Source organism: Pseudomonas sp. GW821-FHT07E12, assembly GCF_058986605.1.
The window spans coordinates 14,288-40,771 of sequence record NZ_JBYSVX010000041.1 but is presented as its reverse complement, the minus strand read 5'-3'; the positions used below and the strand labels follow the sequence as shown (position 1 = coordinate 40,771).

Genomic DNA, 26,484 nt, shown 5'->3' with positions numbered 1-26,484 from the left:
TGGCTTATCTTCCGGCTATACCTAGAGTTACTTACGCCCCCGAGAGCCCTTCCTTCACTATGACTATTTATAAAATTCAAAAATAGGTGAAGAACATTCTGCAAGCCATACCTTACAAACTCCACCGGTATCACGATCACATTTTTTCTTTGCAAGATCGACGGCCTTCTTCTTTGGAGCAGCAGTCACCACAGTGCCAGCCCCACTATCTGTTCTGGCCACCGCAACACATTGATTGAAAAAGAAAGTTTCCACATGACAACCTTCTATCCCCCATGTCTTGCATTGATTAATAGCCTCCTCTTCGGCATCAGCCTTGGAAATCTTCTGCGAAGAGAAACCCAGATCCCTCTGTTCGTTATAAGCAAGCGCTCCCCACGTCTTTATCCATTCGCCAGCCGGACGAGGAGGAGGGGCGGGTAACTGGTCTGGAAGACAAGATACAGATCCGGGTGAGACACCAGCAGGGCATGCGGTCTGCGCGACTACCCTCACGGGAACAACGCAGACGCCCAGTCCCATCATAATAAAACAGATACCAAGGAGAATACTTTCGCGATTGTTATCTCGCATTTCCCATCCTCCCTGTTCCACTGTCATCACTTGAGACAGGAATCCCTGCTCCACGCCCACTGCTCGAAGTTGGGGCTGCGTTAACATTCGAATTTTGCTGAGGATGATTTGGAATAATGGCTCCACCCGCACCGGCAGGATGTCCGCCACGCTCCAGTGCCCCCATCGCCGAATAGGCAGAGAACTGGCCCAGCGTACCCTGGAAGAACGCCGCAGCCATCGGGGGCGTACTGATGATCAGCGTACTCATCACCAGACCGATACCGCCCTGTTGCAGGGCCATGCTGCTGATACCTTCACCGGTGTCCCAACCCGCACTGGATGCTGCCCATTTCACCAGGAACGCCGCCGCCACGGCACCGATCATCTTCATCGTCAATGCGACCATCACGTTGAGCACTGCCAGCGAGAACACGGTTCCAATTCCATATAGAAGCCACCGATTGAAGAGTTGCTTGGTCGGTTGAAATAACAGAGCCAGGATGAACAACGGCCCAAATCCGACGAAGAGCGCGATGGCAATCTTGTTCAGCAGCAGCATGGAGCCCGCAATGACCCCTGGACCCGCCATGCCCAATCCGGAGAACCAGCGGGCACGGCTCTTCTCTTGTTCCTGCTGCGCGTCGCCTCCCGTCTGGAGCTGATCGATCACCCCCATTGCCACCTGCATCATCGCCAGGTTCTTGTCGATTTGCTGGTAGGGACTGCTCGAATCACCGGAAACGGTCTTGTTGATGGCCTCGCTGACGCCATCGGTCATCGTCCAATACAGCTGTGAGGACCCCATAGCCATGCTGGTGGCGACCGCAATGATCAAGGTCGCGCGCAGCGAGGTAACAACCAGCGACATCGCCGACTCGCGCAGCTGTCCGGTCGCCACGCGATAGCCCTGGATAAGAATCCAGAACGTGAGTGCAGTCAGCGCGATCGCCCCGACCCAAGCAGTGGTTCGCTGCAGAAGGTCCCACTGGAAGACATCGATCTCGTTTCGCAAATACTCATTGATCAGCGAGAAGAACGCATAGTTGGTCAAATTGTCCAACATAAATCACCGTATCCATGGAGCCTCAGCCCCTGCTACCACAACGATCCATCGCTCTGGACCGCATCCTTTCGCACCAGCCCATTTCAGCCATCGACTAGTCGATGCTCAGCCTTCTCATCTGCTGCTTGCTCTGAGATTCGCTCTTCAATGTTTCCAGCACTCCCTTCATCACTACACCCGCTGCCACCTGCCCCGCCAACGACTTGAGCCCGTCAGTGATGTTGCCGAATGCACCGCCACCCCCGGTATCGTCGACCTCCTTGCCGGTCATTGCGGTCTTGGACTGGCTGGTCTGCTGCTTCATCAGATAATTCAGCCGGGTCTCGTAGGCGAACATGGCCGACTCCATCTGCTGCCGATCGATGTCCATCAGAGCCTTCAGTGCGATCAGCTTGTTCGTGTTGTCCTCAAGCTTTCCGATCTGGGTGTCCTGAATCTGGTTGCGTTCTTTTTCGATCGCACGCAGGCGCTCAAGTCGCTTCTTGGTGATCTCGTGCATCGCCACCATGTAGTTGTACTGTGAGTTCCGCGTGCGCTGCATCAACTCACAGGTAGTCTTCTGCTTGTCAGCCACCGGGGTTCCGTTGGTCTGACCGGCACAAGCAGCCACACCGTAATCGTCGGCCACCTTCGCAAGAGCTTCCTTGGGATTCTCGACCTCGTCACCACTGGGCTTATCCACAGTTGGCGTTGTTCCGAGTTTGTTCGACACATAGATGTCGTTCAACTTATCGGTGATCTTTTCCCTATTGCTATTAGCATTATCGGTAATCTTCCCCGTATTCGTGTTGTTTTCCCTGATCTGATCATTGTCAATCACCTGCCACTGAGCGGCCGCCGTCCCCGCCACTCCAAGCAGCAAAGTTCCCAACAGAATGCTGAGCATGTTTTTTGGATAGGCCATCATCTTCGTATCTCCAGACGTGCGAACTCGCTCGGGTTTATGTTGCATGGCAGTGAACTCAGGCACGACGCGCCACCTCGGAACTCTGTGCCCGCTGATGCTGCGTTTTTCCCTTGCCCGATCCTTTCCGGTTCTCGTAGAAATCCTGCAGCCACTGTTCCGGCTTCAATTCATCGACGGAAACACCGATCTGACGCGACTTTCGCTCAAGCACCTCGTGCATGATCTGGATGTTGTCGGTCGACGAGGAAATCACCGACAGCACATCGTCCATACCACGCAGATTGAGCTGACATACCGCCGAACCGTGACCCTGCTTGACCAGGAAGCAGCGTGAACGTTCATCCAGCGACACCACTACCTGATACTCCGCCTCGGTCAACTTGAGACCGTCGATATAGTCGTCGCGACTGGCGTTCGGATTAGGCAGGAGCACCATGGTCGCGGTCTGTTCTATCAATGCGGCTGCGATGTCGCTGGCCAGTGCATCTTCCGGGCTCTGCGTGGCGAAGATGCCGAGACCGTTCTGCTTACGGATGGTCTTCTGCTTGTTCTTGGCGAATTCCTTGAGACCGCCCTTGCCGTCCAGGATCTTCCAGAATTCGTCCATCACGTAGATCAGCGGGCGCCCATCGATCAACTCCTCAAGCCGATGCAGCAGGTAGTTGATGACAGGAGCACGCACTTCGGCATTGTCGATGACGTCGGTGTAATCGAAACCGATGATCGGCGCTTTTTCCAGATCGATCGTATCGACGGGGTTGTCGAAGACCCAGCCCAGCGCATTGCCCGCGGTCCAGCGACGCAGACGCGCATATAGGCCGTCGTCGCCCATGTTGGGCAGACTCTTACGGAAATTGGTCATGGTCCGCAGGTGCATCGGCGTGTCCATGATGCCTTCCACCGCGCGATAGATATCCTCTTCCTCGCGGGCGCTGTACTCGATCTTGCCGGCCAACACCTTGATCAGTTCGGCGAGGAACTGGACGGTGGCTTCGGTACGCTTGCACTGGAACGGGTTGAAGCCCGTAGGCTGACCATTTTCCAGGGCCAGATAGTTGCCACCGCATGCGCGCACGAAGATTTCCGCACCACGATCTTTGTCGAAGAAGAAGATCGTCGGGGTCGGATTGAACTTCTGCACCTGGCTCAACAGGAAGTTGATCAGTGCGGTCTTACCCGTACCCGACTTGCCGATCACCATCGTGTTGGCGATCGCCTTCTCGCCCAGCGAATTCTCTGCTGGATGCGTGGCATGGAAGTTGAAGTAATACGGCTGGCCATTGGTTGTCTGCAGCGCAGTCACGCAGTCGCCCCAAGGGTTGTTCAACTGCTTGCCCTGAGCAAAGTTGTGCAGCGGCGACAGCCCCAGGAAGTTCAGCGAACTGAGGTTCGCCAACCGGGTACGGAAGCGCCAGTTGCCCGGCAGCTGTGCATAGAACGCCGAAGCGACCGCCAGATCTTCCTTGGACGATACGAAGCCTGCGTTGGACAGCTCAGCGCGAGTCGTGGCGATCTGCCTGGCCAACTTCTCCTGGCTTTCGGCATACACCGCCATGGTGAAATGGTATTCGCCCAGCACGAAGTTGCCCGAGGCCACATCGTCCATCGCAACGTCGAGTTCGCGGATCTGGGTGGACGACTTGTCGCCCGAAGACACCATCATGCCTTTGGTGCGTTCCAGAACCTTCAGCGCGTCGTGACGCCCGACAGGACTGAAGGAATGAGTGATGACATATTCGAAGTCGAGATACTTCAGACTGTTGAGGATGCCCGGATAGGTACCGTCGGTGTATTCCTTGACGTTGAGGATCGCACCGAAGTGATTCACACCTTCTGGCGTGCGAATCACGAAGTCGCCCGTCTTGTTGGCGAACATATGCTTGCTGACCGGCAGGTAGGCCGGAATCGGCGCCTGCAACACCGGCACAGGCTCGTCGATGCGGTTCACCAGATAGCCCAGGAATTCCAGCGTCTCGGAGAACACGACACCATTCTTGGCCTCATACATCCCGAGCCGATAGGGCGAGTAGTCCTTGAGCACCGCCTCGACGTTGTTGGCAAGCTCCATCACCTTGGCGACCGCTTCCTGCTCCTCGGCTCGGAGCTGATCCGGGTTGGCGGAGCGCTCCATGAAGCGCTTTCCCGTCACCACTGGCCGGTAGATCATGGTGAAGTAGAGCTCGTTCTGCATGATCTTCTGCGACGAGAGCGTGTCGTAATACTGATCGGACAGCGACTGGTTGAAAGCCTGTCTGAAGCGCGAAGTATTGGCGATCCGACCACGGCGACGTACGTCGTGCACCCAGAACGCCACATTCGCAAAATCCGGGGCACGCAAGGTCTGCAGCAACCGGTTGAAGGTGCTGTGCCGATGCTCGATGTCGCTTTCATCACGACCAACGAACGGCAGGCCCGACAGATGCCAGATCAGCAGGTAGTCGCCCCCCGTGGTCTTGACCACGGCAGGTGCAACGTGCGTCGACACCGGAATGAATTCGCTGATCGGACTGTCTGGACTCAACATGACAACACCATATGGACAACTTCTGCAGACTGCGGCCTGCTACGGTCACCAGCCCCCTGGCGATACTTCCAGGGGGCTGGTGGAGAGGAACTGCGGTGAAGCGTCAGCGCTTTCCTGGAGGTGTTTTGCGGTATTCATTGGGACTGAACACCCACATGCCCTCATATCGCTGGAGGTTGCGGGCCTTCATCCGGAACTGCCAGCGTAGCCCCAACAACCTGAAGATCATCTCGTCCCGCTTGGCCATCTGCTGCATGCCGAAGATGACCACAGGGATGAGCAACAAGAACCACAGGTTGAAGTAGATCGCCAACAGGAAACCGCCACCCGCACCGATGAAGAAAGGGATGTAAGGCACTCCCAGAAACATCGCCGGACGGGTACAGCCCCGGAAGAGCACGTCCTTACGCATAGTGGCTCAACATCTGCACCAGAGAACCCGTGGCTGAACAGGGGGTGCTCCCCGTATCACCGATCAGCATCTTGGCGATCTGGCCAGCCGCACCAATGAGCACACCACCGATCAGGATCGGCGAGACGTCGGAGATGCGCTTATGGGCGAATGCGATCTGGTAGCCGGCGATGATCACGGCAATCGTCACGACCGCGATCGAACCCATGTTGAGCAGACTGTTAACGTTGCTCAAAAAGCCACACACCTTGGTATCGGTACCTGCGAAAGTGCCACTCTCATCTGCCATCACGACATTGGTCGCCAACATCGCCGCCGTGAAGAGCAATGCCTTGAAAGCCTGCTTGCCCACCATCTTGGCTCGGGCCGCCGTCTGCTTGTCGTATTCAAATTTCACGATTCATCTCCTTGTTGGATCGAGGGAACTGTTTGGAACGAGGTGGGTGGTGCTGCCATCCTTGGCAAACGTCATTCCTTGTCAGAACACAAAGGCGCCATCGCCAGCAGGCGTCGGCGATACAGCCGGAGAACCAGCAGCCACCGCACCAGCGACGGGGGCAGCCGACGGTACTGAGGGCACGAGGGAACCCGCCGGCACTGCAACTCCTTTCCCCTGGCTGGTTGCCTGGATGACGTAGAGGTCGCTGGACTGTGCAGATGCAGCAGCTACGGGCGCGGCCCCTGTAGCCACGCCAGAAACAGCGGACTGCGCTGGCGCAGCCGGACCGACCGGCATCGCCGGATAAACCAGCGCAGCTGATGCGGGATTTTCCTGGCGAGGCTCGGCGAACTGGCTGATCCGCCGGGAAACGATCGAATCGACCAACTCGGTCGCAAGCCGCCTGCCATTGGCCTGACTCCGCGCCAGCGCTCTTGCACTGGATTCGGAGATCACCGGAATCGGCGTGGCATCTGATGCCGCATACGTCTGGCGCATGGATGCGTAGATCTTCTGGACATACCCATGTCGAAAGCCGGTTTCGAAGTTTCCCGAGTAGTAGCAACTGAACGACTTGCCCCAATCGCCCCCCGAGCGCGAATAGCACTCCGCAAGAATCTTCGAAGCCGCGACGAGATTCGGGCAGACATCGAAGGCTTTCTCGTAGGTCTGCAGCCCGTACTTCTCCAGGTTGTAACGATTCACCTGCCCCAGGCCCAGGGAAAAGTTGTAGCCCTTTTCCTCCAGCATCTTCGCTGTGGCAACGGCTTCGTCGAGCGCGCGCGGCGCACGCGCCAGGCGGCCACCGACCACCCCGATCGCATAGGGATTCCTGGAAGACTCCACCTGCACCACGTGCTGCATGACCGTGCCGGGAACGGCGAGGCCGGTACAGCCCATCAGCTCCATGCCTGGCAGCATAGGATCCTCCTCGGGTGATTCATCTTCGTAGTCATCGGACTACTCTCCCCCTCGCAGTGTTCGCGAAGGATCAAAATCGATGCCGGTGATGTAACGTCGTCCGGCATGCGCCTTGATGTGCACGACAATATCGATCGTCATGCGCAGCAGGCGCTTGATCACGCCGAACTCCAGGCCAGAGCCCTCATTGGACGCCTTGACCATCAGTGCCAGCTGGTCCCAGGTCTGTTCAGTGCTGCCAGCATGACAGCTGGTGATCGAACCTGGATGGCCGGAAGCACAGTTGCGGATGAAGTAGAACGACTCATCTCCTCGCAGCTCGGCCAGGATGATGCGATCAGGCTTCATGCGCAGGCAGGCCTCCATGCACGCTTTCGCGGTCACGTTGCTCGTACCCTGCCCTCCCTTCGAATACAGCAAGTGCACGGTATTCGGCTGGCTGATGAACAGTTCGCGGGCATCCTCGATGGTGACCAGGCGCTCCTCGTGCGGGATGTGGTTGACCAGCGCCTTCATGAACGTGGTCTTGCCGCTGCCGGTGGCGCCGGCAACGACGACGTTCTTCTTGTAGTGAACCGCCTTCTTGAAGAACTCGGCGTAGTTGCGCTGGCTGCGCAGATCGATCAGCTCGCGATCCTGCTCGCTGATGTCTGCTTTCTCTTCGAGGATCTGCTCGAAGAAGCCATCGTGCTTGTACTGCTCCAGTGTCTTGGTGTGCTTGGATGGCAACCGGATGGTGATCGAGACCTTGCTGGCATCACAGGCCGGCGGAATCACGAACTGCGCACGCTGGCCGGTCGGAAACGTCAGCGACACCACCGGCTCGGCATCGGTGATGCGTTGGCCGGTGTTGCTTTCATTCACTACCGCCGTACAGAACTGGCGCGCGCGATCGAACGTCAGCGACGGCACGTCGACGCGCTGCCAGCCATGTACGGTTTCCAGGTAAAGCTCGCCCGGCCGATTGATGCAGATCTCCGTGACTTCCGGCGAATTCAGATAGTCCAGAATTCCAAGCACGCCGTACTGGTAATCCAGGAAGTCGTTGGAGATATTGGCGGTGAGCGAGTCGTCGATCGTCATGGCAGGCAAGAGGCCTTACTTCGGCAGAACCGAGGTGAAGTCCACATCCTTGGCAACGTAAACGTTGACGACGGTGCCCTGATTGATGGTCACCGTGGCGCGTCGACGACCGGCACGATCAAGCGCCTGATCTGACAACCTCTGCATAGTCTGTGCCGTGTTGCTCTCATACGGCTGCTCCGTGATGATCCCGCTCCCCAGGCCGACCGTGGTGGTGGACGGACCATGCTCGGCAGCTGCCCACTTGAAGGCATCACTGATCATGCTGATGAGCAGCGCCGACGTGATACGGCTTGCCCAATGCGCCGAGTACTGGCCCGGATGACCGGAACTACCCAGATTGTCGATGCCGGGTGCAACCAGATTCACGTCGATGCCGGTCGGCGTGGTGATCCGATCCCAGATAACTTCCATACGCGGCCCGGCCGGCTCGGCTGAGCCGTACTGTCCGAGAATCTTCGAACCCTTCGGCAGCAGCAGGCGTCGACCATTTATCGAATAGACCGGCTCGGTGATGATGCACGAGGTAAAGCCCGGGAAGTCACTGATGATCCGAGTCTCGAGCACACAGCGGATGTAGGTGCCGCGCACGAGCAGGCCATCCGGGTTCGCAATTGGCTTCGCCGAGGTCTGCTGGTCCTCCAGCCCGGGCATCGCCGTCTGCGGCCGGGCCAAGCCGAACGGGCCACCGCCCGGTGCAGCAGGCAACGAACCATCGCCGCTGCTTCCGCCGGAAGCCATGATCCGGCGATCCAGGATGGACGGACCGCGGTCGGCGGGCGCGGCATCGCGACGGGCCGACTCCACGTCGGGCATCGGCGGCAACGGCGGGATGTCGGGGCTCTGCTCCAGCGGCACCGGGCGCGCCTGCACTGGCGGTGCATTGACGTTCTGGGGCAAGGCCGGCACCTGCACCGACTCGGCCCGTGGTTTGACCTCGACGGGTTTGTCATCGCCTCTGGATACCAGCCACAGCACCGTCAGGATCAGCAGTCCCGCGATGCAGGCGAGGAAGAACAGCGCCTTGCGGTTCATGCGCTTCAGGTCGCTCGAACGCAGCACCGGCTCATTGGCATCCAGATCAGGCGTTTCCATCTCGCGCTGACGCGCGAAATACGGGTTCTCACGGTGCTCCGCACCACCCTGCCCTGCCTGTCCCGGCTGATCGCCCGCGGCACCTGCGCGCTCTTCGGAGTTGTTCGGCGTGTTCTGATTCACTTTTGCTGGTTCCTTCGCAGACCTACGACGTTGTCACCGTGACGCACCACCAGATACGGGTAGGTGCCATGCACGATCAGCGTGTTCCCTTCCACGGTCGTATTGACGAGAAAATCCTCGCTGTGCTCCCTCTCGCGACCAAACACCGCCGGGAAATTCCCAGTCGGGAAACGGGTCAGATCCATGTTGATGTAGGTGAACTTGCCGTCGTCGTAGACGCGGCTCGGAATCAACCAGGACTTCTTGGTACGCGTGGCGAAGCTGTAGTCGAAGTAGTACTGCCGGTCCTTGAGGATGCCGGTGTTCAGCTGCGCCGCGTCCTCCGTCTTTTCTTCGGCGGCATTGGCGTTGGCAAAGCTGGTGTCCTTGGGATAGGTGAACACCACCTTGTACTGGACGCCGGCCTGCTTGGCCTGTTCAAGGTGCTTCCAGTCAGTGGCGACGACGCGCAGTTCGAGGATGTATGAATGCGTCTCCGTGCGGATCACCATGTTGGTATCCACATCGACGTTCTTCGGCTTCAGGTAGAAGACGTTCCCGCGGCGACTCAGATCCCAGCCACTGCTGAAGCCGGTGCTGTAGTCGAGAATCTTCTCGTTGGGGCTGAGCTCCACCTGCGTGGTGATGCCCAGGCCCGTGCGAACCTGGTAGATCTGCTCGTCCTTGTACTCGTACTCCTGCACCACCTGCGCCGATGCGGAGGTGGCGAAGAGCGCGAGCAGCAACGCGGCAAGCACTGTCCACGTGTCCCGATAAATCAATTTCATCTGCCGTTGGCTCCATTAGCATTGCTGTTCTGCGCACCGACGTTTCCGGTCGGCTGCGGGACCTGCTGCATCTGATCCGGATAGACCGGCGCTCCTTGCTGCACCGGCGCTGCCTGTCCGGCACCGCCAGGGAACTCCGCTCCCGGGACCTGCGGTACTGACTGCATGGGCGCACCGCCCGCCGGCGAAGCCACCGGCGCCACTCCTGGCTGCCCCACGGACGCATCCGGCAGCTGCGTGACGGTCTGGGCACTGGCCGGCGGTACCGGCGTGGACGAGTAGTCGTTATCGACGCGGTAGTCCGTTACCTGGAAGCCCAGCGGATTCTCCACGCGCAAGCTTTCGGGCATGCTGAGGTTGGATTTGTAAGCGAACCCCATCGTCGCGATCTTGTTGTCGAGCAAGGTCGAGCTGCCCGAGTTCTTGTCGTAGATCGTGCGCTGGAAACGAACATTGGCGCCGGTGTAAGGCCGACCATTGCCGCCCTGCAACGTGATGCTGAGGATGTTGACGCGAACCGCACGGATCTTGCCGTAGATGTAATACGGAGCAGAAGTATTGTTCGGCGCGTGCAGCACACGATATTCGGTCGCGACTGGCGTCGAAGCCATCGCGAACACCGTGTTCCAGTCGCGCAGGCCCATCATGGCGAAGTCGTACGCTTCACGCGCCATCACGAAGCGCGCCACATTGCTGCGTGCCAGCGCCTCACTGGCACCGATCGTCTGGCCACCAAAATTCGGCTCCAGCTTCGCGACAGTGCTGTTTCCCGAATAGGCGTCGGCCATGACGAGATAAGGCACCTTCTCCTTCAGCGGCAGCATGTAGTAGTAACCACCTGCCGTCATCACGGTGACCGCCATCGACGTGCATGCAACGATCCACGCCCTGCGCTCGCTGCGACGGGCCAGATCGGCAATGCTGACCTCGTAGTTGACGCCCTTCTGGGCCGCCGCGGTCATCTTTCCTGAATCCGCTTTGTCGCCATCCTTTCTACGAAACATGCTCAATCCGCAAACGATTTAGGGCCTTGAGGCCGGAACCCGGATACCGCCAGCGACCGGGAGAACAGACATTGCCCCGGCCTGTGCCTGGGTTCACGGCGACGATGCTGCGGCAGGAGACGAAGCCACTGGACGAACCAGGATCCGGTTGCCCTGAACGCTCACTTCGACCCGCTGCGCGGAATAGGCGCTGGTGACTTCAGCCGTAGCCTGCTGGAGGCTGGTCGTGCTGATCTTCGAGACCGGCCCGTAGAGGGTGTAATCGGATGGCAACTGGTAGACAAGCTGGAGGTTCGAGTCGGCTGCCCAGCGCGTCAGCATCGCCTTCAGCGTGCGATCCATCGGCGTCGCCTGGTAGACGTAGGAGCTGTAGAGCGGAATTTCCGTCGGTGCCTCGTCGAAATGGTTGACTGGCTTCCAGCGCCCCCCGAAGTCACGGGCGGGCTTGGTGGCACAGCCGGCGAGCACCGCAATGGCCAGCACGACGAGTAGATGATTGATAGGCGTTTGCCGCACGCAACTTCTCCATGGCCGCAACAACGAACGGTTGCCGCGTAAAAAAACGTTTTCATGTACCGGCTGACCGGCCCCCAAGAACATCGAACGGGAGAGCCCTCTCTCGCGCCGATGCTGAAACACGTCACTCAAGTCCCAAGAACCCCGGAAACCGCCCCGTCAAAGCAAACCGGCGTTTCAAACCACATTGCACCACCGACCGCCGAGAACCTCTTCCTTGATGAACCCGCAATAACCTGACAATCCGCGACACACATCTTAGGCTGGAAATTTGACACTCCACTGACATTCAGCGTCAAGGAAATGACGTACGTATCCTTGTAGGAAAAATCTGAATCACCCTCATACCGTGATAGACATCACGAATATTCAGATTCGCAATTGCGGGATGTCCACGCGTTCCTTGAGCTTTGACGTGAAGTAGCGATCCTGGTAGTAGCGGATCTTCTGGCACTTCACCGGATGGGCGATGCCCTCGTAGAGGAAGACCTCCTGCTCGTTGCCCAGCGCCTTGAGCTCCTGCGGCAGCATCAGCGCGCGACGCTCTTCGGAGATGCTGTGGCTCACCTCGCGCCCCTTGGTGAGGTTCTTGCGACGCACGGTGGTGTACCCGAGCATCTCGGAGTAGTCGTTGGCGTCCTGCTGCTCACGCGGCGCATACAGGATCTGCAGCGCGTGATTGGTGATGAGCGTGCGCGAGACATCCTTGCCATAGGTGGCATCGAGCTGGGCCATGCTCTGGATGATCGGCAGCAGGCGGATGTTGTAGCCGGCCATGTACGCGACAGCCGAAGCGATGATGTCCACGCGCCCGATCGAGGTGAACTCGTCCATCAGCAACAGGCACTGGTACTTCAACTCCGGATTGCTCTTGGGCAACTCGCGGGTGTTGAGGTTGATGATCTGGCTGAAAAGCAGGTTGATGATCAATCGGCTCTCGGCCAGCTTGTTGGGCTGGATGCCGATGTAGATCGTCATCTTCTTCTTGCGCAGGTCGGTGAGCAGGAAGTCGTCGGCGCTGGTGGCGGCGTCCAGCACCGGGTTGATCCAGGCGTTCAGCGGCTCCTTCAGCGTGCCCATGATCGAGGCGAAGGTCTCGTCGGCCTGGGATAGCAGGTTGGCGAAGGCCGACCTCGCGTTGGCACTGAGGAAGGGGCGTTCAGACAGGGATTTCAGGTACTTGCGCAGGTCCGAGCCGTCGCCCGAGGACAGGCGATAGATGCTGCCCAGGGTCGGCGCGCCAGCGCCCCCAGGGAAGCCGATATGCCTCTCATCGTCCCAGTTCTCGAACAGGTACAGAGCAAATGCCATGAAGGCATTGCGCGCCTGGCTGACCCAGAATTTCTGTTCGTCCGCACCGTCCGGATAGAGCATCGCAGCGATGCTCATCAGATCGGAAACACGGAAAGCCGGATCGGTGGAGACGTAGCTGAGAGGATTCCAGCGATGAGTCCGGCGATCCTCGGCAAAGGGATTGAACAGGTAGACCTCGTGCCCCTGGCTGGCACGCCAGCCGCTGGTCAGGTCGAAATTCTCCTGCTTGATGTCGAGCACCACGACCGAATCCTGATACTCCAGAAGATTGGGGATCACGATGCCGACGCCCTTGCCGGAACGGGTCGGCGCCGCCAGGATCACGAACTGCTGGCCGCTCAACCGCACCAGACGGCCATTGAATTTGCCGACGACGATGCCGTTGCTGCTCTCCTTGAACAGCCCATGCTTGCTGAGATCCCCAGCCGTCGCAAAGCGTGCGTCGCCGTGCAACGACTGCTTGCGCGGCCTGAACATCAGGATCAGGACGATCAGACACATCAAGCCGCAGGCGCCAAAGCCCAGATACCCGGCCAGCTTGATCTTGCCGACAAAGGGCGCGACCTGCGGCAGGCCCAAGGCGCTGACATACCGATAGTAGGTATCCCAGGCGAGCGATTGCCCCTTCAGGCCCAATAGCGCGATTACCAGTGCGCCCGAAACGAAATAGCCGCCCACCAACGACAGCAAGACCAGCACAACCGCAATCTTCGATTTAGACACACCATCCTCCGTGATGCCGCCGGCCTCAGCGCCCGCGACTGGTATTCCTGGCCAGATCGTCATCGAGTTCCGTGGCGTACACCTCCGCCAGCAGCGCCTCGTACCAGGCCTCGGCCTCATGGCGCGGCATCGAAGGCGATATCTGGGCGCCAGACGCGGAGAGCACCGCATATCGCGGCCTCACCTGCTGCTCCTCCCCGGGCAACGGCTCCAGCCTGACCAGCCGATAAGCCCCCGTACCGCGCACGATCTCCATCGCCAGCCGCCTCCCTGTCAAGGAACCGGCAGGATGCTAACCCACGGGACACTCCCTTTCCAACGCAGACATCGCCGAATCGTCAAGAAAATGGCATGACGGTCGCGATCGACTCCAAGCTGGAACCGCGATGGACCCTGATTCCGGCACGAACAGACGATCACAACCGACAAGACTGGAGCATTCCCCTGATTGCCAGGCACCCCGATGTCTATGGAGAAGATCCGGTCGACATCGCCCCCAGCCACTCCGGTACCGGCAAGCCCCGACTGGCCAGGAATCCCGCATTGAGCAGCTTGCCCTGATAGCGGGTACCAGCGTCGGCGAGGATCGTGACGATGGTATGACCCGGCCCCAGCTCGCGAGCGAGCCGGATCGCACCCGCCATGTTGACTCCACTCGAACCGCCCACGCTGATCCCCTCGCGCACGATGAGCTCGTGGATGAGCGGAACGGACTCCTCGTCCGGGATCGACCAGGCCAGGTCGATCGGCGCGCCATCGAAGTTGGCAGTGACCCGGCTGGAACCGATCCCCTCGCTGATCGAACCGCCCTCGGCTTTCAGTTCGCCGGTATTGATATAGCTGGCCAGCGCGGATCCCGCCGGGTCGGCCAGCGCGATCCGCACCTGAGGCTTGCGCGCCTTCAGCGCGCGGCCAACGCCAGCGAGTGTGCCGGCAGTACCGGTGGCGCAGACGAAGCCATCCACATCGCCACCGGTCTGCTCCCAGATCTCCACGCCGGTGGTGCGCTCGTGAAAATCACGATTGGCGGTGTTGTCGAACTGGTTGGCGAACCAGGCACGGCGTGACTCTGCGGCATTCATCGCATCGGCCAGCCGTCGCGCCACGTGTGCGTAGTGCCCAGGATTGGCGTAGGCCACCGCCGGCACCAGCCTCACATCCGCACCGGTGGCGCGTAGCGCCTCGATCTTCTCCCGGCTCTGGGTGTCGGGCATGGTGATGATGCTGCGGTATCCGCGGCTGGCGCCGAGCATCGCCAGACCGATACCGGTGTTGCCGGCAGTGCCTTCCACGATCGTGGTGCCAGGCTGCAGCTCGCCGCGTGCTTCGGCATCGAGGATCAACCCCAGCGCAGTGCGATCCTTGATCGAACCACCGGGATTGAGGAATTCGGCCTTGCCGAGGATCGTGCATCCCGTCAGCGCAGAGGCCCCGCGCAGCTTCAACAAGGGCGTATGGCCAACCAGGCCCACGATATCGGGGGAAATTTTCACTGGATGCTTCCTTCGATGACGGCAGCGGCCTCGGCAGATCCCACCCTGTCGAGGTGATCAACCCGCGGAGCTATCTGGAACCCGCGGAACGCCTGTCCGGACACCCCAACCGAACAGCACCACGAGGCCTCTTGGCACTGATCGAATTCGAACCGTGCAGGAACACGCAGTGTGGCGCGTTCATGCTCATGACGCCATCCAGTGACACCAATACGGTGAGCGATCGATCGCACTATCCGCCATCAGATGACCAAGGAACGACCAGATTGGCAGTGCTTGAGATGAGCTCCACATTGAACCCCAGGGCGTGTCATCAAGCACGGGCAATCGGCCGCGCTCCCGCCTATCGCAACCAAGCTCAAGATGCCAGACAACAAAAAGCCGGCACACTGGCCGGCTTGTTTCATTCCCACGAAAAACCCTTGATTCGGGCCTTAAGTGGTGGGCGGTACAGGGTTCGAACCTGTGACCCCTACCATGTCAAGGTAGTGCTCTACCGCTGAGCTAACCGCCCAATCCCTGCAGCGAATTGCTCTCTGCGGGGCGCGCATTCTAGCCCAGCTTCCAGGCAATTCACAATAGCCCAGTGAAAGTGACCCGCCGCCGGCGCTCCCGCACATGCTCATCCAAGGCTCGCCGCCTTCACACGCTGAATCTGGTCGCGGATCCGTGCTGCGTCCTCGAACTCCAGATCGCGCGCATGCTGGTACATCTGCTGCTCCAGCGCCTTGATCTTGGCCGCCGCCTCGGCCGGCCCCAGCGGCCGGTAGTCTGCTGGCTCCTCGGCGACACGGCGCCCCTTGGACTTGCCCCTGCCACCGGAAGAGGCTCCCTCGTCCCGCGCCCCTTCCAGGATATCGGTGATGGGCCGCGCGACCGACTTGGGCACGATGCCATGCTCCTCGTTGTACTCGACCTGCTTCTGTCGGCGGCGATCGGTTTCGTCGATCGCCGCCTGCATCGAGCGGGTCATGCGATCGGCATACAGGATCGCCTTGCCACGCAGGTTGCGTGCGGCGCGGCCGATGGTCTGGATCAGCGAGCCGGTCGAACGCAGGAAGCCCTCCTTGTCGGCATCGAGGATCGCCACCAGCGATACCTCCGGCATGTCCAGGCCTTCACGCAGCAGGTTGATGCCCACCAAGACATCGAACTTGCCCAGGCGCAGATCGCGGAGGATCTCCACGCGCTCGACCGTATCGATGTCCGAATGCAGGTAGCGCACGCGGATGCCGTGTTCCCCCAGGTACTCGGTGAGATTCTCGGCCATGCGTTTGGTCAAGGTCGTGACCAGCACACGATCACCCAGCTTGATCCGCTCGTTGCATTCGGACATCAGGTCATCGACCTGTGTGGCAACGGGACGAATCTCCACCGCCGGATCCACCAGCCCGGTGGGACGCACCACCAGCTCGGCAATCTCATCGGGCGCCTCGCGCAACTCGTAGGCCCCGGGTGTTGCCGAGACGTAGATGCTGCGCGGAGAACGCGCTTCCCACTCCTCGAAACGCAGCGGCCGGTTGTCCAGCGCCGACGGCAGGCGGAAGCCGAATTCCACCAGCGTCTCCTTGCGTGAACGATCGCCCTTGTACATGGCGCCGATCTGCGGAATCGTCACGTGTGATTCGTCGACCACCAGCAGTGCATCCGCCGGCAGGTAATCGAACAGCGTCGGCGGCGGCTCGCCGGGCGCCTTGCCGGTGAGGTGCCGGGAGTAGTTCTCGATGCCGTTGCAGTAGCCCACCTCGGCCATCATTTCCAGATCGAACTGGGTGCGCTGCGCCAGCCGCTGAGCTTCGACCAGCTTGTTCTGCGCATACAACTGCTCCAGCCGCGGCTTGAGCTCTTCCTTGATGGTGTCGACCGCACGGAGCGTGCGCTCGCGGGTGGTTGCGTAATGGGTCTTCGGATAGACCGTGTAGCGCTGCAGTTTGCGCAACGTCTCGCCGGTCAACGGATCGAACAGGGTGAGGTTCTCGATGTCGCCATCGAACAACTCGATGCGCAGCGCCTCGCTGTCGGATTCGGCCGGAAACACGTCAACCACTTCGCCACGCACACGGAACGTGCCGCGGGTCAGCTCGAATTCGTTGCGCGTGTAGTGCAGCTCCGTCAGGTGCCGGATCAGCTCGCGCTGGTCGATGTGCTCACCGATCGAGAGGATCAGGCGCAGCGAGAGGTAGTCTTCCGGCGCGCCAAGGCCGTAGATCGCCGACACCGTCGCAACCACGATCGCATCCGGACGCGACAGCAGCGTCTTGGTCGCCGCCAGCCGCATCTGCTCGATGTGCTCGTTGATCGAGCTGTCCTTCTCGATGAAGGTATCCGACGCCGGCACGTAGGCTTCCGGCTGGTAGTAGTCGTAGTAGCTGACGAAATACTCGACCGCGTTGTGCGGGAAGAATGCCTTGAACTCGCCATAGAGCTGCGCGGCCAGCGTCTTGTTCGGCGCCATCACCAGCGTCGGCTTCTGGATCTGCTGGATGACGTTGGCGATGGTGTAGGTCTTGCCGGAGCCGGTCACGCCCAACAGCACCTGCTTGGCCACCCCGGCCTCGAAGTTCGCCGACAGCTTCTCGATCGCCGCGGGCTGGTCGCCGGCGGGGGAGTAAGGGGAGACCAGTTGGAAGGTGTCGCTCATGGAACTCCTAGGAGGCAGCCAGCAGCGCAGTATAGCGAGCGAGCCTGACGCGTCCGTGCACGAAACCCCTACGGGTAGTACAGACATTGCCTGCTTACTGGAACGAGCCCGGAGAAGGATGCTCGGCGGCAGGATTTACGACCTCGAAACGTCGCATGCCGCTGTCATCACCCTCGCATCCAAGCCAGCCCCGCCACCGCAAAGCTCATGGCTTCACTTTGCTGGAAAGCCTGATGACCATCGCGATCCTGACGATCGTCGTCACGATGTCCATGCCCTCGCTGGCCGCCCTGGTCTCCCGACACCGCACCGTCAGCAATGTGAACCAGTTGATCACCCACATGCACCTCGCCCGGAACGCCGCGATCACACGCCGGGCGAGCGCTGTGCTGTGCCCTTCCCTCGACGGCCAACGCTGTCAACGTGGCACCGATTGGAGCCATGGCTGGATCGTCTTCACCGATCCCGACGGCGATTACCAACCCGGCTCCAGCTCTGACATCCTGCTGAGCGAGTCTCGTGCCGGCACCGGAATCACGGTCCATTCCAGCGCAGGACGCACCCGACTACGCTACCGCCCCGACGGGCTGGCCAGCGGCACCAATCTGACCCTCTCGCTATGCCATTCAGGACAATTGGTAGCGCGGGTTGTCGTCAACAACACTGGCCGTCCACGGTCTGAAATCAGGCGCGACGCCGTGCCCTGCCCCGTCTAGATGAAAATTTCTCTTCCTCCGGGCTTGCCGCTTCCAAAATCGCCCGCTACAATGCGCGCCTCGCCCGAATAGCTCAGCCGGTTAGAGCACTTGACTGTTAATCAGGGGGTCGTTGGTTCGAGTCCAACTTCGGGCGCCAAACAGACAAACAAAGCCCGCCATTGGCGGGCTTTGTTTGTTTTATTCCTTGCATTTCCCATGCCCGCCGGCGGATTCGCGGCGTAGAGGCTGGAGCACGCTCAGCAGCCGAACAACGAATCCAGCCCCACACCACGGATTGTTGTCGACGACTGCATCGATGATATGCAAACCGTCGACAAGTCCCTGCCTGCAGATCTTTTAGCCGGAAGCGTTCCCATTCAGAAACCCGCCTCTCATCGAATGGCCCGAAGCCCTACGCTGGGTTTACAGCGCTGACATCGATCCGGATGGAAAATCCGGGCACTGCAAGTCGAGCAGCTCACCAACATTCGGCAACACTACCGGTACCACTCTTGCCCCGCCCCCCCTTGGCATCGATCGAAAGCGTGCCGCAGGTGGCATCATTCTGGCGGCTGGTCGGAGTTGCGGTCAGAGTGAAGTCCTTCGTATCTGGCGTGCCGTTGAACGCGATGACATAGAACGGATCGATATCGGCACCGCATTGCGCCGGATCGGGAGCTCCCGCATACGTCAGCTTGGTGGTGTAGTAGCGTTCCATGTACTGCGCGCGCTCCTGCAGGCAGGTTGCTGCAGCGGCCCGGCGCGATTTGACGATGAATTTCTGATAGCTCGCATTCGCGATCGCCGCCAGGATCGCGATGACGGCCACCACGATCATCAACTCGATAAGAGTAAATCCAGCGGTACGGGTAGCCGCGCCGCATCTCAAGTGACGGCGACGCAGGATTTCATTCGACATTGAGCATTTCCCTCCACGAGACACGCTTGACTGCGCTGCCCCCTGAATTGGTGACGGTCTTTCTCGCCGTACCATCGTCCAGGCTGGTGTACATGTATGAACCGATGAAGATTGGGTTGTTGGGACCACTGCCATACCCGATTCCCGAGTACGGCACGCCGGTATTCCCACCGTAGTAGTCGCCACTGTCCCCGACCGCACCGGAACCGTTTGCGTCGAAGAACGCATCCTTCAGGCGCCCCCCCGTGAACGGATCGATGGCCATGGTGAAGCCTTCGCCGGATGGAGAGCATGGATCGGTTGAACCGGGGAAACGGGACGTGCCGATCAACGTCAACCCCTGGAAGAAGTTGGGGACGACCATACGCTCCCCACGAGCCCCCACGGTTCCCGCCGCCTCCTCCGGCGACTGCAGGTTGATGTACCAGCCGTTGAGGCCGGCTGCCGTCGAACTCTCGATGACACGGCCCACCGAGTCCTGATAGATGATCTCGACCTGTTTGAGCGTGTTTCTTGCCACCTCCGCATCACGATCGATGACGCCATACCAACTCTGGACGACCTGGTTCGCCGACTCACTGACGTCGATAAGACTCAGGTATTGGCCGGTCCCGAAGAACGCCCAGGTCTCGGTAGGCTTGTAGGGATTCCTGGCGACCAGCGGCGCCACGGTGATGGGCTGGACAGCGTTGGCATCGGAGCTGGCCGTGAAGAGCTTCTTCGCCGAACCACCGATGCTGAACTTCCAGAGCGCTCCCGACATGTCGCCGGCATAGACCGTGTCGTAATTGCCGTCCTTATCCGAATCCCAGACATTCACCGGCCCCAGACCGTTGTCGTCACCGGTACCGCCGCTGATGGATCCGCTTTGCACTCCAGTCTGTACATTCAGCGCGATCATCACGGAGCCCCCCGTACTGCTATTGGGCCCATTTCCCAGGAACACCCGCCAGTCCCCGTCAGCGACCTTGGCGATGATCGGCTTGCCGATGCTATTGCCCAGCGTCGAAATATCACTCGCGTTCTTTTCCCAGAGAAGCGTCGGCGAAGCAGGGTCCGACACATCCAAGGCAAACACGCTTTTGCCGCCACGCCCCATCGTACCGACCAGGATCGTCTTCCAGTCCGCTGCTGTGCCGGCATTGCCGACCTTGACGTCTGCAACGCTCAGCTCACCGTCCATTGAGTAGGCGTGCTCATAGCTCGAATCCCAGTTCGGGTAGATGTTGGAGCTGGCGTCGCTCTGCTTCAGCACCGCCATTGATGCAGTCGGCATGAAGGCGAACACCTCCTTGCCTGCATTCGTTCCGGTACTGGCGTCAAACGCGTGCAGGAAGCCATCGTTCGCACCCACGTACACGACGGGCGTACGACTCAGCTTCGCGGCACGATAGGCAGAGTAACTGGCGTCCTTGGTGTAGAGGCCAACACTCGGCGTCCCCACGTAGATGGGCTGCGAGTTGATGATGTCACCCAGCATGCCGGAGCGATTGCGGAAGCTGCCACCGTACTGGCGTTCACCGCTGCGATCACCCAGCAGATACTTCATCTGATCGTCCGTAATGGACGACAGCCCGCTGGGCTTGACTACTGTTGGGCTGGACAGGACCGTGTAGCTGTTCCAGTTGCTTATGAGCTTGGCAAGCGTTCCTGCATTGTTGTAAAGCAGGTTGCGCTTGCTGTAATCCTTGCTGGTCGCGCTGCCGGTCAGCCACGTCGCCGCATCCCACACATTGGTCAGGTTGCCGGTGGCGGTATCGACCGTACTGGCGATCAGCTGCCCACCCCAGGTACTGGAGATGTACCTGGCCTGATAGGTATATGAACCATTCTCCAGCTTGGTGCTGTTGCTCGCGAATGAACTGCCCGAGCCACTGGAGTTGTTCGCGATACGCTGGAATGCGGCATTCAGTCCCTGGATCATCGCCTGGCCATTGTTGGCCAAGTACATATTGTTCGGCAGGTAGTAATCCCCCGTGCCCCCGAGACCTGTCTGTGCCTTAACGGTCTGCGTCGCCGATGTCCAGGCACTGGTATTACTACTGAACCAGGCTGAAGAAGGACGCGCCGCATTACCATTGGCATCGTACGACGAATCTGGAATGGTGAAACCGCCATACTTCGTGGCGTTGTAATACTGATTACTGGTCTTTGCATACAGATCGTTCTGTTCGACCACATCCACCCAGTAGGTGCTGATCGACTGGCCTTTTGCACTTGCCGGCGAAGTATTCAGCGATGTATTGGGCACGTCCGGACGAATGTCGTTCAAGTGCGCCCAATAGGCCAAACCGGCCACATTCATGCGTGAAGCGCTACTCCCTTCCGTATATGTGCGCCACGTCACCGCGTTGGCGACGCTGTCGCTACTGTAGGCATCATCCTCGCTGTTCGTATGGGTGTCGCCGATACCCAGTACCACGTTGGTCTGGCACTGGTACAGGATCGGGTCGCCATCGGCGCCCACGCTGATCGCAGGCGAAGTATTCCATTTTCTTGCTGCTACGTTGGCGCCAGTCTTGTACCAATCTTCGATCACCGGCAAACCATCGGCATTCTGGTATTTACCCAACGATCCGGTACCACCCTTCAGGTCGGTGTTAGCCAACGGGGTCAAGTTACTGAATGCCGATTTATTGGCTTCGCCACGCAGGTACAGTAGTGCGGTGTAATACATCTCGCTCAGGTTGTCGTAGGCCTTGAGCGTGGGTTGGCCAGTGTTGATCTGACCAAAGCGATTCAGGTAATTGATGACACCACTGTACTTGATGGAGCAACCGCTGCCATCAGGCGCAACGGTCCCCGTCGTGCAGGCACCAATATTGCTGTAGGTGGCAGCCGAATCGGTACTATCCGGATCATTGATGAAAACACCAGTGACCGGATCCCATTCCGGGTTATCGATGCTCGCAATGCGCCGGGAACGATCGGGATAAAGCTTCTCTGAGCCATCCTGTTCGGCCACTGAAACTGGACTGATCAACTTCTGGCGTGCACGCATGACACCGCCCTGACGGACCTGTCCAGTTTCAGTCAGATAACTGAAAAGGCTGTAACGGGTTTTCTTGGCGTTGGCCTGCAGCAGGCCTTCCGGCTTGTAGTAGCTACCGTACTTGGTGCATATGTCACGGGTATCCAGCGCCCCGTCACAGACCTGGACACGGATGCTTACCGCATACACTTGATTGATGCCGTAGTTGGTATGCGTATATACGCCGCTGCAAACCCTGTTATTCCCGTTCGAGGTTGGCAGCTGCGAGCCCGATGGACAACTATTGGCGAGCCCGCCGGTCGTACTGTTGCTGTTACTATAGCAGTTGCCATTGGATGTATTGAAATACGGATTGTTGCCATTTTGACAGGCGGCTACCGTGGTTGGCCCGGAGCACCCCGTTTCATAGGTTCCGCAGCTACTTCCATCCGTATAAGTCGTATTCGCGGAAACCGCGAAATTGTGATACGCGGGATTATATGGAATGGCGGTGACCCCAGTGTCGCCGGCCACGGTCTGGCTGCCATTGGTGATCGGCAGGGAAAGTGGGTGCGGATCACTGTAGGAGAATGATTTTCCCAAGCCAACTTCTATATTCGGGACGAACCACATCTGATTGCGAAGAGAGGCAATACGGGCCCGGAAACTCGATGCGGTTGTCTGCACCGGTGTTGCGCCAGCCACTGCGGTCGCACTGCTCAACCGGCGAAGTTTTGTGTAGCTGTCATCCCAGCGATCCGAATTGGCCTTCTCCAGATACGTGACATTCGGCATCTCGCTGGTGGCCTTGCTCGCCGTGGTATAGCCGCTGGCCGTCGCCACCGTGATGCTCACGTTCGGCGGCGTACCATCGGCCGGACGATGCACACGATAGCCACCTGTCAGTGCCAGGCGGAACGTATCGATGGACTGCATCGTGACCCAATTAAGGAAGTTGCCACTCCACAGGTTCTGGCTCTCTCCGCTCTTGCCTCCGGTCTTGCCGGAACAACCGCGACTGCTGGCCGCCACTACCGGATAGAAGTAACGGTTCGCCTCAGTGCCGTCATAATGATAGGCGTAGCAGAGCTCCGTATTGAAATAGCCGGCATAGGCCGTACCGGTGCTGTAGGTAGCCGACGTTTCGCCAACGCCTGGAGCGTTGGCTTGAGTCACCACGGTCGGCCATTCAACCGAAGGCACCAGGACCAGATTGCCCGGCACGGAATTGGCAGCGCTCAGAGGCCTGGAATCAATCACCACGCCCGAGGACGCGGCCAGCGAATTGAGCCCGGCCAACAAGCCAATGGCAAAGGCAGCCACGCGCCTGAACGATCGACGCGATCTACCGGGAAAGGGGGTTCCGCTGGTGGCACTCATACCAACCTCATTTGGATTTTCTGTTGACCCGACCAACCGATGATCACTTCGCAATGACCGTACCCTGCAGGACCACGACCGCCCTGTACGAGGTGTCCGAAGGCGCCTGGCTGCGCGCGGTAATCCGGTACATGGCCTCCTGCACCACTCCGCCACCGCCGCCGCCGTATTGGCTGCCAGCCGCGCTGGAGTCCAATCCAAGCTCATCCTCGGAATCGCGCAACCCCATGTACTGGACATAGAACTGCGGTGTACCCGCCGAGTTGTTCGCAGTCCCCAACTGATCGGTGGCGCCGAACCAGCAATCCGCCGTCAGGCTCGAACCACCGCAGGAGGCACCACCGGTATAAGCGGTAGATGGATTGCCGCATTTGCTGTCATCGATGCCCGAAACACCGCCATTGGAGGGATCGTCTCCACACTTCACACCGATCACCCAGCCCTTGCCATTGGCGAGCACCGCCGCGCGGACCTTCTCCTCGCCCTCGCGCAATGCGGACTCGGCCTGTTGGAACGCCAGGCTGCGGTCATACATGTTTGCGCTCATTCGCTCATCGAGCAGCGTGCTGCGCAATATCGCCAACCCCAGCAAGGTCATGATCAACAACAGGATCAGCACCACTACGAGCGAAGCTCCGCCCTGCAGACGAAACGACTTGTTGGACCGGATCCTCATAGCACGCGATTCCGCAATGTGACGACGTGTTCGACTTGACGCACGATCGGCTGGCTGCTCGTACCATCGGTCCCGACTTTCTCGGAATCCTGTACGGCCATCTCGATCCGCACTGCACGCACGCTGTTCCAGGCGTCCGCGCTGGTGATTGAATCAGCAGTCACGTAACCTGCGTCCGTGAGATAGGTGATCTGCAAATCCTGTACCCCTTGTGTCACTTCCTGCGGACTGCCATCGTCGATCTGTCGATAAAGCGAATAGCCGTTCGCCGCATTGTTGTCCGGGTCACGGACAAACCACCGCACCCCTTGAATCGCGGTGAGCTGCGCGAATTTTCCGAATTGGTAAGACGTGCCGGAGCCAGCACAGACTCCGGTATTCGGATAAGGAAAATAGCCACAGGCATTGCGACCAGAGCCCGCCGCGTAGCTCACCGTACCCGAAGTGCCGGTTGTACTGGCACCATTGGCCTTGAATACGCCGAGCACCTTCATGTCACAGATCATGACGGCCTGATCGTCGGCAAAGGCGGGCGTGCCGGGTGCATAGGTCACTGCCGCGGTTGCAGCCGTGGTGTCCACAGTGACACTACGGGTCCCGGCCGCAGGCCCTACCAATTGAATCACATCGGTTCCCGCCACATGGCTGGGCGCACTGGCATCGCTGCCTTCAAATCCATACAAGGGCTGGCTGAGCGAGAGAAACCAGCTCGCCCCGGTTGGCGTTGAGGAGGACGCTACATCCGTGATGTTGTTGGGCACCAGCGAGCTGTCGCATGGATTGCCGCCCGCCTCGCGGATATCGCGCGCCATCAGCTCAAACGCGACGCGAGCACTCTCCTGCATGCGTCCGAGAGACTGCGTGGTGGCATAGGTCTGCCTATTGGATAGATAAATGCCGATCGCGGCTCCAACCACCAACAGACCGAGCAGCAGCGCGACCATCAGCTCGATGAGACTGAAACCTGTTTGGCGTACCGGCCGGAAAGGAAACATCCGGCTCATATCGCCACCACCGTCGTCACCTGGCGCTGGGTGCCACCCTCGGCATTCTCATCGGCCACCCCATTGGTATTGGAAGTACTGCCACGACTGTCGTCCCATTGCACAACCACGGTGCAGGTTCCTCCACTCAACGTATTGGTGACACAAGAAACGCGACCGCACGTCGTCGTATCGTCCTCCGTGCCGATAGTCTGCTTGAGCGATGACAGCCACTGATTGAGATCCCCCTGTGCCGACTGCTGCCCGGACGGAGTAGATGCATCGACGGCTGCGGCAGAACACTGGGGCGTGCCGCCAGCGGTGTTGTAATAGCCGGCAATGGCATTGGTGCGATTGGCGCGCAGCACATCCAGGATCGTGTAAGTCTGGATGACCGCCTGGCTACGTTCCAACGAACTCTGACCATTGCGCAGCGCTGTCGCTTGCATCGCGGCAATGCCGAGCATGCCGATGCCCAGAATCAAAACTGCAATCAGCACCTCGATCAGGCCAGCCCCCTGCTGGACAGCAAGAGACCGAGGCATACAAAGATGTCGATTCACCCCTACCACCTCATTGATCGGTCATTGGCAGGCCCCGGATGCCTGCTGGATGGAAACGCGGGAACCTCCGACGAGCTGCACAATCCGGCGGTTCTCATTTGGCCGGGTCGTGTCGAGGCACACAGTGACGTTGGCCGTGGCCAGCAAGCCGTTCGTGTCGTGGGCCAGTCCATCGGCCCCGAATGTCACGCTGGCGACGTCGGCGCTAATTGATGTCTTGCCACTTACTGCAGACTCCCGGAGCACGGTGTTGTTTTTGGCGACGATGGCGATGGTCCGAGACCAGTCCCCTCCCGAACAGCTCTCCCCGTCGGTGGATGGACACAGGGTCACGCGACTATTGAGGCGCGCCGCCTCCGACCGGGCATACTGGAATGCGACCACCAGCTCATTAGCCTGCGACGTCAGCCGATTGCTGTTGATCAAGACGGTAAAGCTCGGCACGGCAATGGCAACGAGGATGGCCAGCACCGCCACCGTCGTCATCAGCTCCAGCAAACTAAAGCCATGAGGCTTTCCGCCGCCCCGACGTGACCCAGCCGGGCACTGCCCCCCCTTGCCCATCCGCAACATGGAGATCCCCATCCCCGTTTCGATGGCTGTACGCTATGGCAACACTTCCGCAACATCCAGCACATACGGATAAGCGGCGCAATTTTTGTCGCAAGCGGCCATATTCTCGCCCTTCATGCCCCGTAGCCAATCGACGCAGAA

At 59.6% G+C, this 26,484-nt stretch carries 23 protein-coding genes and 2 tRNA genes; 2 read left to right on the top strand and 23 right to left on the bottom strand.

Features of this window, described 5'->3' with window-relative positions; genetic code table 11:
• Window positions 1-63 precede the first annotated feature (63 nt).
• The 17 genes from AC3WJE_RS18340 to uvrB form a co-directional block, all read right to left on the bottom strand.
• On the bottom strand, window positions 64-573 hold the full coding sequence (locus AC3WJE_RS18340) for a DUF4189 domain-containing protein (protein ID WP_493732264.1): 510 nt from the start codon (window positions 571-573) through the stop codon (window positions 64-66).
• Window positions 563-1,618, bottom strand: a complete 1,056-nt coding sequence (locus AC3WJE_RS18335; RefSeq protein WP_493732263.1) for a TrbL/VirB6 family protein — start codon at window positions 1,616-1,618, stop codon at window positions 563-565. Before AC3WJE_RS18335 ends, AC3WJE_RS18340 begins: the two co-directional genes overlap by 11 nt.
• 94 nt (window positions 1,619-1,712) lie before the next feature.
• The gene (locus AC3WJE_RS18330) at window positions 1,713-2,588 is read right to left on the bottom strand and encodes a hypothetical protein (RefSeq protein ID WP_493732262.1); all 876 of its coding nucleotides are present in this window, start codon (window positions 2,586-2,588) and stop codon (window positions 1,713-1,715) included.
• Complete coding sequence (locus tag AC3WJE_RS18325; protein ID WP_493732261.1) at window positions 2,581-5,049, bottom strand: VirB4 family type IV secretion/conjugal transfer ATPase; 2,469 nt, start codon at window positions 5,047-5,049, stop codon at window positions 2,581-2,583. The genes AC3WJE_RS18330 and AC3WJE_RS18325 overlap by 8 nt, the downstream gene beginning before the upstream one ends.
• A 103-nt stretch (window positions 5,050-5,152) precedes the next feature.
• On the bottom strand, window positions 5,153-5,461 hold the full coding sequence (locus AC3WJE_RS18320; RefSeq protein ID WP_493732260.1) for a VirB3 family type IV secretion system protein: 309 nt from the start codon (window positions 5,459-5,461) through the stop codon (window positions 5,153-5,155).
• Window positions 5,454-5,858, bottom strand: coding sequence for a TrbC/VirB2 family protein (locus tag AC3WJE_RS18315; protein WP_493732259.1), 405 nt, complete (start codon window positions 5,856-5,858; stop codon window positions 5,454-5,456). The genes AC3WJE_RS18320 and AC3WJE_RS18315 overlap by 8 nt, the downstream gene beginning before the upstream one ends.
• Window positions 5,859-5,939: 81 nt before the next feature.
• Entirely contained in the window at window positions 5,940-6,821 is an 882-nt protein-coding gene (locus AC3WJE_RS18310; RefSeq protein WP_493732258.1) for a lytic transglycosylase domain-containing protein, read from the bottom strand.
• 39 nt (window positions 6,822-6,860) lie between these two features.
• Window positions 6,861-7,904, bottom strand: coding sequence for a P-type DNA transfer ATPase VirB11 (virB11, locus tag AC3WJE_RS18305; RefSeq protein WP_493732257.1), 1,044 nt, complete (start codon window positions 7,902-7,904; stop codon window positions 6,861-6,863).
• Window positions 7,905-7,919: 15 nt separating this feature from the next.
• Window positions 7,920-9,122, bottom strand: a complete 1,203-nt coding sequence (locus tag AC3WJE_RS18300; protein WP_493732256.1) for a TrbI/VirB10 family protein — start codon at window positions 9,120-9,122, stop codon at window positions 7,920-7,922.
• Complete coding sequence (locus tag AC3WJE_RS18295) at window positions 9,119-9,889, bottom strand: TrbG/VirB9 family P-type conjugative transfer protein (protein WP_493732255.1); 771 nt, start codon at window positions 9,887-9,889, stop codon at window positions 9,119-9,121. Before AC3WJE_RS18295 ends, AC3WJE_RS18300 begins: the two co-directional genes overlap by 4 nt.
• Complete coding sequence (locus tag AC3WJE_RS18290) at window positions 9,886-10,851, bottom strand: VirB8 family type IV secretion system protein (protein ID WP_493732254.1); 966 nt, start codon at window positions 10,849-10,851, stop codon at window positions 9,886-9,888. Before AC3WJE_RS18290 ends, AC3WJE_RS18295 begins: the two co-directional genes overlap by 4 nt.
• A gap of 135 nt (window positions 10,852-10,986) precedes the next feature.
• Window positions 10,987-11,409, bottom strand: a complete 423-nt coding sequence (locus AC3WJE_RS18285; protein WP_493732253.1) for a TcpQ domain-containing protein — start codon at window positions 11,407-11,409, stop codon at window positions 10,987-10,989.
• Between the two features lie 369 nt (window positions 11,410-11,778).
• Window positions 11,779-13,446, bottom strand: coding sequence for a type IV secretory system conjugative DNA transfer family protein (locus AC3WJE_RS18280; RefSeq protein ID WP_493732252.1), 1,668 nt, complete (start codon window positions 13,444-13,446; stop codon window positions 11,779-11,781).
• Window positions 13,447-13,471: 25 nt separating this feature from the next.
• A complete protein-coding gene (locus AC3WJE_RS18275) occupies window positions 13,472-13,630 on the bottom strand; it encodes a hypothetical protein (RefSeq protein WP_493732251.1) in 159 nt (52 codons plus the stop codon).
• Between the two features lie 283 nt (window positions 13,631-13,913).
• Window positions 13,914-14,939, bottom strand: coding sequence for a cysteine synthase A (locus tag AC3WJE_RS18270; RefSeq protein WP_493732250.1), 1,026 nt, complete (start codon window positions 14,937-14,939; stop codon window positions 13,914-13,916).
• A 439-nt stretch (window positions 14,940-15,378) separates the two neighbouring features.
• Window positions 15,379-15,453: transfer RNA gene (locus tag AC3WJE_RS18265), tRNA-Val, on the bottom strand.
• Window positions 15,454-15,561: 108 nt separating this feature from the next.
• Window positions 15,562-17,580, bottom strand: a complete 2,019-nt coding sequence (uvrB, locus tag AC3WJE_RS18260) for an excinuclease ABC subunit UvrB (protein ID WP_493732249.1) — start codon at window positions 17,578-17,580, stop codon at window positions 15,562-15,564.
• A 155-nt stretch (window positions 17,581-17,735) separates the two neighbouring features.
• On the opposite strand from uvrB, the gene AC3WJE_RS18255 reads away from it, so the two are divergent.
• Both AC3WJE_RS18255 and AC3WJE_RS18250 read left to right on the top strand, forming a co-directional pair.
• Complete coding sequence (locus tag AC3WJE_RS18255) at window positions 17,736-18,296, top strand: GspH/FimT family pseudopilin (protein ID WP_493732248.1); 561 nt, start codon at window positions 17,736-17,738, stop codon at window positions 18,294-18,296.
• Between the two features lie 62 nt (window positions 18,297-18,358).
• A tRNA-Asn gene (locus AC3WJE_RS18250) sits at window positions 18,359-18,435 on the top strand.
• Between the two features lie 321 nt (window positions 18,436-18,756).
• Here AC3WJE_RS18250 and AC3WJE_RS18245 read toward each other — a convergent pair.
• The 6 genes from AC3WJE_RS18245 to AC3WJE_RS18220 are packed head-to-tail and all read right to left on the bottom strand — an operon-like array spanning window position 18,757 to window position 26,334.
• Window positions 18,757-19,197: a type IV pilin protein gene (locus AC3WJE_RS18245; RefSeq protein ID WP_493732247.1), complete on the bottom strand. Its 441-nt coding sequence runs from the start codon at window positions 19,195-19,197 to the stop codon at window positions 18,757-18,759.
• The gene (locus AC3WJE_RS18240; protein ID WP_493732246.1) at window positions 19,187-23,548 is read right to left on the bottom strand and encodes a pilus assembly protein; all 4,362 of its coding nucleotides are present in this window, start codon (window positions 23,546-23,548) and stop codon (window positions 19,187-19,189) included. Before AC3WJE_RS18240 ends, AC3WJE_RS18245 begins: the two co-directional genes overlap by 11 nt.
• Before the next feature lie 43 nt (window positions 23,549-23,591).
• Window positions 23,592-24,224 (bottom strand): pilus assembly PilX family protein, encoded by a 633-nt coding sequence (locus AC3WJE_RS18235; RefSeq protein ID WP_493732245.1) that lies wholly within the window; start codon window positions 24,222-24,224, stop codon window positions 23,592-23,594.
• The gene (locus tag AC3WJE_RS18230; RefSeq protein WP_493732244.1) at window positions 24,221-25,228 is read right to left on the bottom strand and encodes a PilW family protein; all 1,008 of its coding nucleotides are present in this window, start codon (window positions 25,226-25,228) and stop codon (window positions 24,221-24,223) included. The genes AC3WJE_RS18235 and AC3WJE_RS18230 overlap by 4 nt, the downstream gene beginning before the upstream one ends.
• Complete coding sequence (gene pilV / locus AC3WJE_RS18225) at window positions 25,225-25,752, bottom strand: type IV pilus modification protein PilV (protein ID WP_493732243.1); 528 nt, start codon at window positions 25,750-25,752, stop codon at window positions 25,225-25,227. The genes AC3WJE_RS18230 and pilV overlap by 4 nt, the downstream gene beginning before the upstream one ends.
• A 39-nt stretch (window positions 25,753-25,791) precedes the next feature.
• A complete protein-coding gene (locus AC3WJE_RS18220; protein WP_493732270.1) occupies window positions 25,792-26,334 on the bottom strand; it encodes a GspH/FimT family pseudopilin in 543 nt (180 codons plus the stop codon).
• Between the last annotated feature and the right edge of the window lie 150 nt (window positions 26,335-26,484).

Excerpts from the sequence above, each read along its gene's own strand:
- AC3WJE_RS18340 (WP_493732264.1), bottom strand. The coding sequence starts at position 573 with ATGCGAGATAACAATCGCGAAAGTATTCTCCTTGGTATCTGTTTTATT.
- AC3WJE_RS18335 (WP_493732263.1), bottom strand. The coding sequence starts at position 1,618 with ATGTTGGACAATTTGACCAACTATGCGTTCTTCTCGCTGATCAATGAG.
- AC3WJE_RS18325 (WP_493732261.1), bottom strand. The coding sequence starts at position 5,049 with ATGTTGAGTCCAGACAGTCCGATCAGCGAATTCATTCCGGTGTCGACG.
- AC3WJE_RS18320 (WP_493732260.1), bottom strand. The coding sequence starts at position 5,461 with ATGCGTAAGGACGTGCTCTTCCGGGGCTGTACCCGTCCGGCGATGTTT.
- AC3WJE_RS18310 (WP_493732258.1), bottom strand. The coding sequence starts at position 6,821 with ATGCTGCCAGGCATGGAGCTGATGGGCTGTACCGGCCTCGCCGTTCCC.
- virB11 (WP_493732257.1), bottom strand. The coding sequence starts at position 7,904 with ATGACGATCGACGACTCGCTCACCGCCAATATCTCCAACGACTTCCTG.
- AC3WJE_RS18295 (WP_493732255.1), bottom strand. The coding sequence starts at position 9,889 with ATGAAATTGATTTATCGGGACACGTGGACAGTGCTTGCCGCGTTGCTG.
- AC3WJE_RS18290 (WP_493732254.1), bottom strand. The coding sequence starts at position 10,851 with ATGACCGCGGCGGCCCAGAAGGGCGTCAACTACGAGGTCAGCATTGCC.
- uvrB (WP_493732249.1), bottom strand. The coding sequence starts at position 17,580 with ATGAGCGACACCTTCCAACTGGTCTCCCCTTACTCCCCCGCCGGCGAC.
- AC3WJE_RS18255 (WP_493732248.1), top strand. The coding sequence starts at position 17,736 with ATGCCGCTGTCATCACCCTCGCATCCAAGCCAGCCCCGCCACCGCAAA.
- AC3WJE_RS18245 (WP_493732247.1), bottom strand. The coding sequence starts at position 19,197 with ATGTCGAATGAAATCCTGCGTCGCCGTCACTTGAGATGCGGCGCGGCT.
- AC3WJE_RS18240 (WP_493732246.1), bottom strand. The coding sequence starts at position 23,548 with ATGAGTGCCACCAGCGGAACCCCCTTTCCCGGTAGATCGCGTCGATCG.
- AC3WJE_RS18235 (WP_493732245.1), bottom strand. The coding sequence starts at position 24,224 with ATGAGGATCCGGTCCAACAAGTCGTTTCGTCTGCAGGGCGGAGCTTCG.
- AC3WJE_RS18230 (WP_493732244.1), bottom strand. The coding sequence starts at position 25,228 with ATGAGCCGGATGTTTCCTTTCCGGCCGGTACGCCAAACAGGTTTCAGT.
- pilV (WP_493732243.1), bottom strand. The coding sequence starts at position 25,752 with ATGCCTCGGTCTCTTGCTGTCCAGCAGGGGGCTGGCCTGATCGAGGTG.
- AC3WJE_RS18220 (WP_493732270.1), bottom strand. The coding sequence starts at position 26,334 with ATGGGCAAGGGGGGGCAGTGCCCGGCTGGGTCACGTCGGGGCGGCGGA.